This is a genomic window from Paenibacillus sp. FSL H7-0756 (assembly GCF_038006765.1).
In the GTDB taxonomy this organism is placed as follows: Bacteria; Bacillota; Bacilli; order Paenibacillales; family Paenibacillaceae; genus Paenibacillus_AQ.
Genome location: NZ_JBBOVT010000003.1, coordinates 799,125 through 812,223 on the forward strand (window position 1 = coordinate 799,125; position 13,099 = coordinate 812,223).

The 13,099-nt window shown below is 55.4% G+C and carries 12 protein-coding genes; 2 read left to right on the forward strand and 10 right to left on the reverse strand.

Features of this window, described 5'->3' with window-relative positions; translation table 11 throughout:
* Positions 1–96: 96 nt before the first annotated feature.
* The gene (locus NST04_RS29580; RefSeq protein ID WP_341187438.1) at positions 97–1,851 is read left to right on the forward strand and encodes an SGNH/GDSL hydrolase family protein; all 1,755 of its coding nucleotides are present in this window, start codon (positions 97–99) and stop codon (positions 1,849–1,851) included.
* A 100-nt stretch (positions 1,852–1,951) separates the two neighbouring features.
* Here the strand turns inward: NST04_RS29580 and NST04_RS29585 are convergent, their stop codons facing one another.
* Entirely contained in the window at positions 1,952–2,884 is a 933-nt protein-coding gene (locus tag NST04_RS29585) for a glycosyltransferase family 2 protein (RefSeq protein WP_341187439.1), read from the reverse strand.
* Between the two features lie 240 nt (positions 2,885–3,124).
* Between NST04_RS29585 and NST04_RS29590 the strand changes: the two genes are divergently transcribed.
* Positions 3,125–3,850, forward strand: a complete 726-nt coding sequence (locus NST04_RS29590) for a DsbA family oxidoreductase (protein WP_341187440.1) — start codon at positions 3,125–3,127, stop codon at positions 3,848–3,850.
* Positions 3,851–4,539: 689 nt separating this feature from the next.
* Here NST04_RS29590 and NST04_RS29595 read toward each other — a convergent pair.
* The 9 genes from NST04_RS29595 to NST04_RS29635 all read right to left on the reverse strand — a co-directional run bounded on the left by NST04_RS29595 (position 4,540) and on the right by NST04_RS29635 (position 13,080).
* Positions 4,540–6,120: an oleate hydratase gene (locus NST04_RS29595; RefSeq protein ID WP_341187441.1), complete on the reverse strand. Its 1,581-nt coding sequence runs from the start codon at positions 6,118–6,120 to the stop codon at positions 4,540–4,542.
* A gap of 161 nt (positions 6,121–6,281) precedes the next feature.
* Positions 6,282–6,851: a TetR-like C-terminal domain-containing protein gene (locus NST04_RS29600; RefSeq protein ID WP_341187442.1), complete on the reverse strand. Its 570-nt coding sequence runs from the start codon at positions 6,849–6,851 to the stop codon at positions 6,282–6,284.
* A 25-nt stretch (positions 6,852–6,876) separates the two neighbouring features.
* Complete coding sequence (locus NST04_RS29605; RefSeq protein ID WP_341187443.1) at positions 6,877–7,272, reverse strand: hypothetical protein; 396 nt, start codon at positions 7,270–7,272, stop codon at positions 6,877–6,879.
* A gap of 24 nt (positions 7,273–7,296) precedes the next feature.
* Complete coding sequence (locus tag NST04_RS29610) at positions 7,297–7,812, reverse strand: hypothetical protein (protein WP_445667965.1); 516 nt, start codon at positions 7,810–7,812, stop codon at positions 7,297–7,299.
* A gap of 67 nt (positions 7,813–7,879) precedes the next feature.
* Entirely contained in the window at positions 7,880–8,851 is a 972-nt protein-coding gene (locus NST04_RS29615; protein ID WP_341187445.1) for an RluA family pseudouridine synthase, read from the reverse strand.
* Between the two features lie 80 nt (positions 8,852–8,931).
* Positions 8,932–9,117 (reverse strand): CLC_0170 family protein, encoded by a 186-nt coding sequence (locus NST04_RS29620; RefSeq protein WP_341187446.1) that lies wholly within the window; start codon positions 9,115–9,117, stop codon positions 8,932–8,934.
* A gap of 42 nt (positions 9,118–9,159) precedes the next feature.
* Positions 9,160–10,383: a Ger(x)C family spore germination protein gene (locus tag NST04_RS29625; RefSeq protein ID WP_341187447.1), complete on the reverse strand. Its 1,224-nt coding sequence runs from the start codon at positions 10,381–10,383 to the stop codon at positions 9,160–9,162.
* The gene (locus NST04_RS29630) at positions 10,380–11,486 is read right to left on the reverse strand and encodes a GerAB/ArcD/ProY family transporter (protein WP_341187448.1); all 1,107 of its coding nucleotides are present in this window, start codon (positions 11,484–11,486) and stop codon (positions 10,380–10,382) included. The genes NST04_RS29625 and NST04_RS29630 overlap by 4 nt, the downstream gene beginning before the upstream one ends.
* Positions 11,470–13,080, reverse strand: a complete 1,611-nt coding sequence (locus NST04_RS29635; RefSeq protein ID WP_341187449.1) for a spore germination protein — start codon at positions 13,078–13,080, stop codon at positions 11,470–11,472. The genes NST04_RS29630 and NST04_RS29635 overlap by 17 nt, the downstream gene beginning before the upstream one ends.
* Positions 13,081–13,099 lie beyond the last annotated feature (19 nt).

A 13,099-nucleotide genomic window follows, 5' to 3' on the forward strand; every position in this document is an offset into this window, starting at 1 on the left:
TGGCGCAGCTGAAGTCAAGAGCGGGCATGGCGGCGGTTGGGAGCTGTCCTGCTCCTGATGGGTGAGAGCGCCTTCAGACAAAGGAGGCTGATGGATATGGAAAAGTATAGCGGCGGTACCGGGCTTGGCGGGCAGGAGGGTCCGGCGGCACCCCAAGATCCGGTGCTTCGCCGTGACGGCTTCTTCGTCATGTTCGAGACGGCGGTTGAGGCAACCGCCCGGGCGGAGGGCAAGCCCTCGCAGGAGGTCTATCTGGAAGGCAATTATCTGATCGATAAGGCCAAATACATAGGCGGGGTTACGGATGAGCAGATGCTGGCGATGCTTAGAGACTGGACCGGCTTCCGCAAGCTGGTGCACAGCATTGGAGTGTCCGTGAAGACGGCGGAGGAAGGGGCAGCGGTCACTTTTCTCCTGCAGAATTGGGGCAGAACCAGCAAATATGAGACCGGCACGCAGCTGCGGGTCCCTTGTCCTGGCGATGGAACGGAAATCATAGTGAAGCTGGAGGAGCACGAGTGGTCTGAGGAGGATGTGGCTCCCGGCAAATACGCCTTTGAGTTCAACAACGAAGGGGAACTGGCGACAGCGAGCATCGTTCTCTACCTGAATGACGGGTATACAGCGCCTGAGCTGACAGCGGAACCTCCCGTAGACTTCGATTCGTCTGCTTACCGCGCAATGATTGCGAAGTCTTTGCTCTATGCGGGCAATAACCGGCGGCTGAAGCGGGCTATGGACAAGGCTGCAAGCGGCGAGGATGTGACGATTGCTTATATTGGCGGGTCCATCACACAGGGTGCAGGAGCCAAGCCGATCCATACAGAATGCTATGCTTATCAATCCTACTTGAGCTTTAAGGAGCTGTTCGGCAAGGACGGAGGAGAGAACATTCATTTCATCAAGGCCGGGGTTGGCGGGACGCCCTCCGAGCTGGGGATGATCCGCTATGAGCGGGATGTGCTGAGGGATGGCGCAGCCGCTCCTGACATCGTAGTGGTGGAATTTGCTGTGAATGATGAAGGGGACGAGACGAAGGGTAACTGCTTCGAGAGCCTCTGTCTCAAAATCCTGTCTGCTGCAAACCAGCCTGCTGTCATCCTGCTGTTCAGTGTCTTCGTGAATGACTGGAACCTGCAGGACCGTCTCTCCCCGGTAGGCAGACGCTATAATCTCCCGATGGTCAGTGTCAAAGATGCAGTAACCGAGCAGTTCCGGCTGAGCAAGGCCGAAGGAAATATCATCTCCAAGCGGCAATTCTTCTACGATATTTATCACCCTACGAATGATGGGCACCGCGTAATGGCGGACTCCTTGGGCTACCTGTTCTCCGAAACCGCCCGGGCGGGGATGGATGAAGAGGGGGAGGCTGCGCTGACGGGAGCGCCTGTGCTCGGCAATGATTTTGCACATGTCCGGCTGCTGGACCGCATAAGTGATCTGGGCAGCGCAGGTACTGCGATTGCTATTGAAGCAGGCGGCTTCAACGGTACGGATGAGGAGCTGCAGCAGGTGGAGATGGATGCCAACCCGTTCGGCACTCCGCAATTCCCGCATAACTGGATGCACACGGCTACGTCCGGTGAGGGACGCTTCAGGCTGACAATCGCCAGCAAGAATCTGATCCTGGTCTTCAAGGATTCGGGCAGCCCGGATGTGGGCAAGGCGGAGGTCTATGTGGACGGCAAGCTGGTTCTGACGGCAGATCCGCATGTGAATAGCTGGACGCACTGCAACGCTGTGATTCTGTATAAGAATGAGCAGAGCGAGGAGCATGTGGTGGAGATCCGGATGGCGACGGAGGATCAGGAGAAGTGCTTCACCATCCTGGGATTTGGCTATACGGCTTAAGAACCGAGCAGGTAAAAGGGTGTCACCGGGCAGCACGAAGCTGCTTCGGGGGCACCCTTTTTGCGAATTATCATTTGGATAAGGAGTAATGAATTAGAACCTAGTCCAGCATGAATTCCCTGTATTTATTCTTGCGGGGATTAAGCACGAACAGGATGCCGCTGGCGTAGCCGGAGACGGCATTGAAATTCCGCTTGAGTGTAGACTTGACGGCGAGGTAAGACAAGGTCCAGAGCAGAGCTGCATAATTCTTCACGGGTGCTTTGCGCAGATTCAGGAGATAATAATGATTGACTGCGGTCGCCCGGGCGACACGACCTGCCTTGTCGCGCGAGCTGGGCGATTCATGATGCATGATTTTCAGCTCCGGGTTAATCACCAGCTTACCGTATCTGCTCGCTAGATGGCACATATAGATATCGTCCGCTACTGCATAGCTGGTCATCCAGGGGTACGGCTTCATATCCCGCAGCGCCGAGCTGCGGAAGGACATATTACAGCCATGGAAGAAGTCCGTCTCAAAAATATTCTCCGTCTCCCCCCATAAGAGAAGAGATCCGGCCAGTGTGCTTGCCGACAGTCTGCCTGGGGAAGACGACATTTGACAAGTCAGCCTGCCGAGCAGCTTGCCCGACTTGCTGCTGGAGAGACCCTTGGCGATTCCGCCGACTCCCACAATAGACGGATCTGAGGCATAGGTATCAAGCATCCGGCGGATATAGAGCGGATCGTCCAGCTCCGCGTCGTCATCGAAGCTGAGCAGAATCTCCCCGTCGATGAGCCCGAGAGCCTCGTAGCGGGAGAGCCAGACACCGGGCTTGGTTTTGCGGTAATAACGCAGGCTGGCATCCGGAAGATGCCCGAGCACCTCATGGAAATACTCCAGCACCTGTTCTTCGATCTCACCGTCGTCCACGATCAGCAGTTCGATGGAGACATTCTCCAGCCCGGTCTGCGCGCCGATGGATTCAATGCAGAGGGTCAGATCGCTGATCCGGTTACGCGTGGGAATGACTATAGACAGGTCATGCATGCCGTTGACTCCTTTCGGGACTCCTTAGTTGCTCTAATTTTACCTGTCCGCCCGGGCGGACGTATATACCTCTTTCGTTTACTTTTCTCCGGGAAGTATACTGAGAACTGAGGATACGGGAATTCAGAGGACATCAGAGAATAGTGAAAGTTCAAAAAGTTTGTTTGTAATTTTCGGTTTTTAACTATATAATAGTAAGTAGTTGATTGATGACACTATTACCCTTCAGGAGGAATTCACATGAGAATTGATATATGGTCAGATTACGCTTGCCCATTCTGCTACATCGGCAAAAGACGGCTGGAGCACGCGCTGAGCCAATTCCCCGGCCGTGACCAGGTGGAGGTCGTGTTCCGCAGCTTCCAGCTGGACCCGAATGCACGCACCGATGAGACGAGAGATATCCATGAGCTGCTGGCCAGCAAATACGGCATGACCCGTGACAAAGCCAAGGAGATGAACGCACAACTGGCTGAGCAGGCGAAGGGTGTGGGTCTGGAGTTCAATTTCGATACGATTCAGTCCACGAATACCTTTGACGCTCACCGCTTGAGCCACTACGCCGCTACTGAGGGCAAGGCTCCGCAGATGACCGAACGGCTGCTGCGTGCTTATTTCACCGATTCACTGAATGTGGGTGACCGCCAGGTGCTGGCTGAGCTGGCTGCCGAGGCCGGACTGGATCAGGCCAAAGTGGCTGAGGTGCTCGACAGTGAGGCTTATGGCGACCGGGTTGAAGCAGACATTGAAGCTGCCCGGCAGCTGAACATCACCGGCGTTCCATTCTTCGTCTTCAATAATAAGTACGCCGTATCCGGTGCACAGCCGGGTCCGGTCTTTACTGAAGTACTGGACACGGTATGGGCGGAGGAACAGAAGGGTCCAGAGCTTCAGGTGGTCGGCCAGCCGAAATCCGGGGCTGCACCGTCTGCTGACGGCTGCGATGACGGTTCCTGCAGCATCTGATTGCGGTCAGTGGCAGGCTTCAGGTAAGCGTTGCAGCGTTTTGCACCGGGACGAACGAATCTGGTTACGGACTACAGTTCCGCTAATTGCGCTAAAAGGCCATTTTGGGCGGCTTGCCGGACTCAGAGGACGTTATGCAGAGGTGTTGGAAGCGAAATTGCAGGATATTCGGCACTTAAGCACACTTGTGTCCGCAAGGTTGCTGCAAAAGATGATTTGCTACAAATAAGCGCACTGGAGTCCGCCGCTGGAGACTGTGTATCGTGATCTATCCAGTTAGGAGACTAGGCTTCGGCTGACCGGAACAGGCTGGAAAGTATGGCATTCCTGCCGCCGCTGGCTTTTCCGGGCAAGTTTGCAACAAATGGACGCACGAAACCCCCGCCGCATGAAATTCATGCAGCGGGGGTTTTTGGTGCTTACAAAGACCACAGGCCTGGAGCGAAAACCCGAATACAACGTGATAACACGAATGCCAGTGACCCAAATGTGTGCGAAATACCGAACACAATCGCAGCTGCGTGGGCCAATGACCCAAATGTGTGCGGAAAACCGAACACATTTGGGCAGTTGGGTTGGCCACCAGGGTGTACATGCGTGAAGCCAGCTGCCAGTCGCGCCCAGCCGGCCGTCCTCAGATGGCGGGCTGGGCGTCCGGGCGGCAATACCGCAGCAGCATCTCCATTTCGTTACCGGAACGAAGTCACGAGACTGGAGAACAGTGTGCGGACATCGTTCTGGTAGGCATTGATCGGCTCTACCGGACGGTTCACGTCGAACAGGGTGTAGACGGCGATGCGGGCGGCACGGACTGAGTATTCTTCTGTGAAAACGATATCGTCCGGGATCTCGCAGTATTGGCCGATAAAGGCCAGATTGGTTGAGCCTTCAGGCACCACCCGCGGCCGGTCGCTGTTCAGGCGCGGCATGAACTGGGAGGTGATATACGGCATCATGCAGGGAATACAGTTGGCGGTAGCCATGATCTCTTCCTTATGCGCCTCGAAGTGCAGATGTCCGATCAGCTCCTCCATAATCTCCTCGCCGGTACAGTCGCACATTTTTTTGTGTACATAATCGCCGACCTTGTCCGGGTACAGGCCATATCCCCAGAAGACCTTGACATGCTCCGGCTGATTGCGGAAATGCGGCTGGAACGCCAGCACGACCGACATGAACCAACTGGAATCCTTGAACGTTACGAGTGCGCCGGTTCCGGCCCGGTTGCGGGTGAACTTCTCCATCAGGTCGAAGAATTTCGAGTCCTGGAAGGTCACCGTGAAGGATTCCCATTTGGATTCATCCACATGATCGTCGAAGGAAGAAGGATTACCGAGACCCGGCTTCTTCGCGGCGATCGTCTCCCACAGCTTCCATGAGCTGCCCTTACCGTTCATCCCGGGAGCGGAGGTCATCGATCCGAGGCTGGAGCCTTCGGTCATCGAGCCGTTCGTCACAATTACGCGGTCGCCTTCATGAACCTGAATCGTGTCCTCCACGCCATCGCGGACCACCTTCATCGCTGTTACAGTAATGCCGTCGCCTTCTTTGAATTCCAGATCGGTTACGGTACATTTCAAGGTGAAATCTACGCCCAGCGGCTCCAGATATTGATGCAGCGGCAGAATGATGGAATCATATTGGTTATACGGGGTACGGGTTACGCCTTCAAGCGTTTGAATTCTAGGGAACTCGTGCATGAAGCGGAGCATATAACGCTTGAACTCAACCGCACTATGCCAAGGCTGGAAGGCAAATGTGGTTGCCCACATGTACCAGAAGTTCGTCGTGAAGAAATGCGGTCCGAACCAGTCGTTAATCCGCAAGGTGCCCAGGGCTGGCTCCGGCGTAATGACCAGCTTGCCCAGGGCCAGGCGGTCTGCCATATCGAAGCCCATGGAGGTGACATCCTGAACCTCACCCTTGCTGTTGATCAGCCGTGCCTGGCCGCGGGTCGGATTGGACTCGTCGAATTGAACGATTTCTTCCCGCAGCGTCATACCCGGCTGGTCAATGGACGGAATGGTACTTAACAGCTCCCACAGATTCTCATAGGTCTCATCGTTCAGCATCCGGCCGCCGCGAATGACATATCCATGCTCTGCATCGCCGGCACCGTCATTGCTGCCGCCAAGGATCTTCATCTCTTCAATAATGTGAATGTTCTGTCCGGGAAAATTGCAGTCTCTAACCAGATAGGCCGCACCCGCAAGGGATGCAATGCCACCGCCTACGAAATATACCTGCTCGTTACCGTACTCTTTTTTCACTGATTACCGCCTCCATAGATTTGCTTGAATACTGGACCTGAACCGAGTGTAATCCAGTCCCGCTCTGGAGGGTATCATCAAAGCGCTTGATCTGTATAAAATTTGGACATATGGAACAAAGTGTAACGTTTTTGGGCAGAAAAAAAGCCGCAGCCCTGAGGTTACGACAAAATGTTCTCATATTTATGCAGCGCCTTCAGGAAGTTTCCTTCAATCAGGACGCTCAGCTTCTCAATCATCGGCCCCGGCGGCTCCTGCATCCCGTCCTGCATCCACTGAATGATCAGTCCGGTGAAGGCCAGTGTGTAAAAGTTGGCGATGAACCGCTTATCCGATGTCCCGACATTCAGCCCGGCGGCCAGCTCGTTGATGACGCCCATGACGAGATCACTCGTCACCTCATACAGATAAGCGTCCAGATGCCTCCGTCCGAGGGAGTCCAAGGTGTTGCAGCAGAACGCCTTATTGTTCTCGATATAGCAGAATATCCGGTAGAATCCGTCGGTCCAAGTACTGTAGCTGCGGTACTGGGCAATGCTCTCGACAGCCTCCGTCTTGTAGATCCAGCCCAGCAAATCATAGATATCCTGAAAATGATAATAAAAGGTCTGCCGGTTCACGCCGCAATCCTCGACCAGATGCCGGACAGAGATTTTGTTCAGCGGAAGATGGGCCATCAGGTCCTTGAGCGAGCGGGCGAGCGCATTTTTGGTCAGCAGGGAATTGGACATAAGGGTCATCAGCTCCTAACAGGAATCAGCGTGTGCGCCAATAGTGTATCAGCAGGCGGCCGCCCTCGGCGATCAGACCCAGAGCGAAGCCGCCTGCTGTAAACAGGCCGAAGGACAGAAAGCCCGCAAGATCCTCGAAGCCCGACATCTCACGGTAAGTATACAGGTACATCAGGAAGAGTCCCGCGACAGTTCCAGCAGTTGAGAAAATCCACACAAGCCGTGCACCCAACCAGCCGAATCCGTTGACTACACCGGAGATGACAAGGGCAAGGATAGCCCAGCGTAGGGCAAGAATAGAGTTGAAAGGCTCACCTAACCACATATACCGGTGCAGAATCAGCAACAGCCACAGCAGCAGCGCGTAACCGGCAGACCATGCCAGCCAGCGGCCCGTCCGGGCAGGAGGCAGGAAATTCATTATCAGCTCACCCCATGTATAGCGTTATACCTCTTCCAGTTCTTCGGCGCTCTGCAGCAGGAACTTCAAGAGGTTCGGAAGGTCTTCCATTTGCTCTTCGGTAATTTGCCGTTTGAATTGCAGTTCAACACAGTTATTGTACGTATCCTCCGTCTGTCCATAGCGGAAGCTGAGCGATTGCACAGGCTGGAATTCAGGTCCCCAGATTCGGGTCAGAATCTCTTCAATGTCCGGGCACTGCTCATTTACATCCTCAATCTCCAGATAAAAGCGTAAGAAAAGACTGCACCCCGGGTCGCTGCCCGGCGTCTCCAGAATCTCATCTCCGAGGTCCTTCACTGTGGACTGGAGCAGAATCTCGGACGTCACATTCAGGCCTCCGGTCAGCTTGAACGCGAGGCTGAATTCCCGCGACATCAAAGCGAGATTGAGAGAATCGGACCGGTCCGTTACAACTAGAATCCCATCCAGATTATCGTAGTCATAGATCTGGTTCTCCAGGGCGATTTTGATATTGTCAAAAACAGTCGGGTGGAACAAGAGCGGCACCTTCTATCGTTTCTCTATATTATATAATGATCTGCTGCCGGCATTCCCGGCTTAGGAATTAGTTCGTAGGTGCCGGTGCCGTGTATTTCAGAAAAGTCTTCGGAATCGCGCTCTCAAACGTCAGGATTTCACCGGTAGTGGGATGGACGAACGAGAGCACACGGGCATGCAGGCCCAGACGGCCGACTGCCTTGGTCTCTGCGCCGTACTTCTTGTCCCCGGCAATCGGATGGCCGATGTCGGACATGTGGACACGGATCTGATTCTTCCGTCCGGTCTCCAGATGCACCTCCAGCAGGGAGAAGTGGCGGTTCGCCTGGATCAGCTTATAGCGGGTTACGGCATGCAGCCCGTCTCCCTCATGCGGACTGGAGTACATCTTCAGCGTCGAGGTCTCCTTCAGCCAGGAGCTGATCGTGCCTTCAGATCTCTTCACAGCGCCTTCGACCAGAGCCACGTAGGAGCGTTCCTTGACGGTCTCCTTCCAGCTGTTCTGGAGGGACTGCTGAATCGCCTCGCTGCGGGCAAACATCATGACGCCCGAGGTATCCCGGTCCAGCCGGTGCACCACATAGACGCGGTTTTTCGGGTTGCTCAGGCGGACATGCTCCATCAGCTGGCGGTAAGCCGTCAGTTCATTGTCTTCTCCGGTAGCGATGGACAGGAGTCCCGCATCCTTCTGAATCACGATAATATCGTCGTCCTCATGGACAATGGTCAGTCCCAGCAGCTCCTTGGCTTCAGCAGGCTTCTCCTGGTCAATCGTCACGGTCTGTCCGGGATGGAGCTGATGGTTATGCTTAGTCACAGGCTTGCCGTTCACAGCAACCTGCCCGCGGGAGAGCATGGATTTGATCGAGTTGCGCCCCTTATTCGTAATTGTCTTCAGCAGAAAAGCAAGCAGCTCCGCAGGCTCCGCTACTGTATAGGATTTGGGTGCAGCTGCCGGCTTGGCCGGGGCTCCGGATCTTGCTCCCTGTTTATGGTTAGAGGTTCTGTTCCCCTGATTTCTGGTTCTTCTTGTATTCATGACCGCATTCTCCGTCCTTTAATAGGTTACTCCTCAATATACCATGGGCCGTGAAGAAATACTACGGACGTAAGCGGCAGCTAGATATAGAGGAGCAGGCCGATACAGATCATCAGGGAGAGCAAGATATAGCTCCAGGCCACGACTCTGGCGTACTTTTTCTCCCGGTGCCAGCCCCGGTTACTGTAAATTCGGATATCCACCACCAACAGGAGCATGGCCGAGACCAACATTATCCCGGCTAGGCTTCCTAGCAACCGGATCATACGCTTCCTCCTCCTTCAACAGATACTTGTATAGGCGGATGCTTAGTCATGCTTGAGGCCCACTCTGCGGATATGCAGAGTCAGTCTGATCTCTACACCAACACTGCTGTACAGGCTCTCCCAGTCGTTTTTGCCGTGGATGTGTTCCCTCCAGTAGGCGGGATGATGGCTTCGGATCTGTTCACCCATACCAAAAATATCAGAGTGGTCCTTCTGGGTCTGCTTCACCAGCCCGTGCAGCACCGTCTGGATCTGCTCTTCGAAGTCCTGTTCGATCTCATGCAGCTTCTGCGGGGAGTTGACGGGAACATCACTGCTGTAATGCTCGTCCAGATCCCCTTCCAGGAAGATGTCATAGGACAAACAGGGCTTGCCGTCCTTGATATAGCTCCGGGTGCGGGTGAAGCGTTCATTGATCTTGGTCATGACAATCCCGAGCTCCTGCGTACGGAGCAGAGTGGAATAGCCGCCGGGGTCCATCCCCTGCATCGCCATGAACCCGCCGATCTCAATCGGGGCCGTTTTGCCCGCCATCCGGCCGCCGCTGAAATAAGCCAGCCCTGCAATGAGGATATTATCCTTGTTTCGCAGTGCCACATAAGGCAGATAAGCGCTTTGGCCCCACCTGGAATCCGCTGACCAGAAGGTGCCGATATAATCCCGGGGGAATTTGCCGGAGGAGACGGACTTCTCCATCATGGACAAAATATAAAGAGTAGGCACACGCTGCAGCGGCGGGTTCACATCCATGAAGGCGGAAGCACGGCCCTCGGAGACGAGCAGCCAGGTTCTGCGCCGGATTTCCGGGTTGCGCCGCAGATAATCATTTAGCTCGGCAAGGCTGCCCCGGGCAATTTCCTCGCTGATGATGATGATCCGCAGGTGAACCAGATAACGCGGGTCGGCAATCTGCTGCTGCAGATTATTCATGGCATCGTCGAGGGAGATGCCGCGCACGCTGACTACCCAGACGGGACTGGTTTTGCCTTCCCCTGCGCTGCCGCCGGTGCCGGGGCCCAGCGGGACTCTGCCCGGGACGGCAATCTGGGCGGTGACACTGATCATCTCCGTAGGCAGAGAGTTATCATGGATGTGAGTCACCCGGTCTTCTTTTTGCGTATCGTCTGCAGGGATTTTGTCAATGGATAAGCCGAGAACCAGCGCACGGTCCTCAATCTCCACCTGATCCCAGCATCCGCTGAGCAGGGGGGTGGCTATCGCCAGCAATAGGAGAAGGGCGAGTGTGCGCGGTAGCTGTATATTCATGAGGTCACCTTCTTCCTGTGGCGTCTAAGCAGATAGACCGTCCATAACAGCAGAGGATAGCCGAACATCAGCATCATGCCGGCATTGCCGAGGTGAAGGGCCCACCGGTAAGATTCGAACACATTTGAAGGCAGCATAGCCAGGATGAACACCACCGGCAGCAGAATCGTGGAGGCCATCCGCTGGTCGCGGAACCGCAGCAGCTTGTGCAGCAGATAGGCAGATATGTAATAAGTGGTGTAGATCGTCGTGTAGACAGAGATGACCCAGATAATAATGAAGATAGCATCCAGCCGCTCCAGGAATCCCTCGCCAAAAGCCGCCGAACGGGCCATCTCCAAGGTAGGGTAGATCAGCAGCTTGGTCTCTTCGGCACCGAATATCCCTACAGAGGCAATGACGATCAGCACGTAGATTGCTCCCGACAGGAAGATGGCCCAGGCCCCCGCACGAACCGCATGCCCGGGCTTCTCCATGAATGGAATCAGCAGCACGATGACGAAGGAGCTTTGGAACAGATAGGTGGCATCCCGCGCTCCTTTCCAGAACTGGAAGCTTGGGGGCATCAGGACAGGCTGCAGATTGAGCATATCCACATTTTTGAGCGAGAGCAGAATGGTGACCAGAATAGAGCCGGTAATCAGCGGCAGATAGAAGAAGTGGATATAGGAGAACTTCACAACGTTGCGCCTGGAGGACAGCAGACTGATGAGCAGCATCAGGAAGATGGTTGCTTCGATCGGTGTTTTTTTGTACAGCACGGTTGTGGCAACATCCCCGAATTGGCGTACGGTGAGACCGGTGAGTACAATGAACAGCAGCATAATTACCACAGTGAAAATAGCAGCAAGCGGGCGTCCGATCAGGCGGCGGCTGAACACAAACAGGGTCTCCTGCGGAAACCGCTGGCAGAGGGAGGCCAGCAGCCAGTAGCTGATGAAGGAGAACAGTACACCGCAGAGCGCAACAAGGGGAGCGCTGCTGTTGCCTGCTTCGGTCATATAACGCGGGAAGCTGAGGATGCCCACTCCGATAATGGTGCTGGTGATCACGGCTGCTGCGCGCAGAGTCGTAATCTGGCGCGGATTATTCATCGGTCTCATCTCCCTGCCTGAGAATCTGGTCAATCTCTGCGGCTGGCACGCTGCGGGGCAGTCTGTCCGTATCCCGGACATGCAGGAAGCTGGGGCGGCGGCGCATCCACCAGAGCGGCACCCGCACCAGCGTATCCTTCAGATCACGCCATTTGCCGGGAATGTAAGGGGACATATAAGGAACGCCGAAGGACTCCAGGAACAAGAGATGATTCAGAATCAAAATCGTGCCAATCATGACTCCGTAGAGGCCGAACATACCGGCCAAAAGGATCAGCGGAAACCGCAGCATCCGCAGGGCGATCGCCGCATTGTAGGCGGGAGTGGCGAACGAGCCGATGGTCGTCAGAGCCACAATGACAACCGTGATCGGACTGGCCAATCCTGCGCCCACGGCAGCCTGTCCGATAACGAGCACGCCCACAATAGATAATGCTCCGCCGATCATCTGCGGCAGCCGGATCGTCGCTTCCCGCAGCACCTCCATCGATACCTCCATGATCAGCACCTCCAGCACAGCCGGAAACGGCACGCCCGCGCGGCCTCCCGAGATCGCCACAGCGAAATCCGTAGGCAGCAGCTCGGGGTTGAAAGAGATTACAGAGACATATAACGCCGGGAAAAATAGTGAGCTGGCCAACGCAATCAGCCGGATGATCCGGATTAGGCTGCCCATAATGAAGCGTTCCGTATAATCATCCACCGTCTGGAAGAACTGGTTGAAGAGGGCGGGAACAATCAGGGCAAACGGTGAGCCATCGACGAGAATGGCAACCCGTCCTTCCAGAAGGGCGGCCACAGTCTTATCCGGCCGCTCAGTGCTCTGGACCTGAGGGAAGGGAGAGAGCGGCTGGTCTTCGATGAACTGTTCGATGTACCCGGCATCGAGAATGCCGTCGGTATGAATCAGCGAGATTCGGCGCATGACTTCAGCGACCAGACTGCTGTCAGTGACGCTGTCAATGTAACATAGAGCCACCCTTGACTGGGTACGTGCACCTAGCGGGCTGATCTCAATCCTGAAGTCCGTGCTCTGGAGCCGGTAGCGCAGCAGGGAGAGGTTGTTCTCCAGCTTCTCCACATAGCCTTCACGGGGCCCGCGGATGACCTGTTCCGTCTGCGGCTGCTCGACCCCGCGCATTTCAATCTGGCGCATTTCCATGCGGAGCGCCTCGGGAGTTCCGTCAATCAGCAGAATCAGATCACCCTTCACGGCGGCTTGGGGGAGTGCGGACAGATCGGCAGTCGTGGTGCCTTGAGTGACCTGGACGGCAGTACTCCAGATATAATGAATCATTGCGCCCGTATCCTCCGGTACCTCAAGCTGCGCTGGAGGCGGGGCCATTAACGGTTTCAGTACATGCTCGCGCACCTGCTCCATATTCACGAGTGAGGAGAAGAAGAGCATGGCGGCAGGATACGCCCCGAAGAGCAGGAAGTCGCGTACGACCAGATCGCCGTTCTCTCCGAGCCTGGCCTGAAGCTCCGGCAGATCGCTCTTCAGCTCTCCTGTCAGCTTGCTTCCGCCGGCCGGCTCCGGCTCTGGCGGAGAAGCCTGTTGCTTATGTATATAGGAGGCATATTTATCTTTCCAGTCTTGCAAACGGGCGACCTCCTTCATG

Bases quoted from the DNA above. Each gene is read 5' to 3' on its own strand.
- NST04_RS29580 (WP_341187438.1), top strand. From the start codon at position 97: ATGGAAAAGTATAGCGGCGGTACCGGGCTTGGCGGGCAGGAGGGTCCG.
- NST04_RS29585 (WP_341187439.1), bottom strand. From the start codon at position 2,884: ATGCATGACCTGTCTATAGTCATTCCCACGCGTAACCGGATCAGCGAT.
- NST04_RS29590 (WP_341187440.1), top strand. From the start codon at position 3,125: ATGAGAATTGATATATGGTCAGATTACGCTTGCCCATTCTGCTACATC.
- NST04_RS29600 (WP_341187442.1), bottom strand. From the start codon at position 6,851: ATGTCCAATTCCCTGCTGACCAAAAATGCGCTCGCCCGCTCGCTCAAG.
- NST04_RS29605 (WP_341187443.1), bottom strand. From the start codon at position 7,272: ATGAATTTCCTGCCTCCTGCCCGGACGGGCCGCTGGCTGGCATGGTCT.
- NST04_RS29615 (WP_341187445.1), bottom strand. From the start codon at position 8,851: ATGAATACAAGAAGAACCAGAAATCAGGGGAACAGAACCTCTAACCAT.
- NST04_RS29620 (WP_341187446.1), bottom strand. From the start codon at position 9,117: ATGATCCGGTTGCTAGGAAGCCTAGCCGGGATAATGTTGGTCTCGGCC.
- NST04_RS29625 (WP_341187447.1), bottom strand. From the start codon at position 10,383: ATGAATATACAGCTACCGCGCACACTCGCCCTTCTCCTATTGCTGGCG.
- NST04_RS29630 (WP_341187448.1), bottom strand. From the start codon at position 11,486: ATGAGACCGATGAATAATCCGCGCCAGATTACGACTCTGCGCGCAGCA.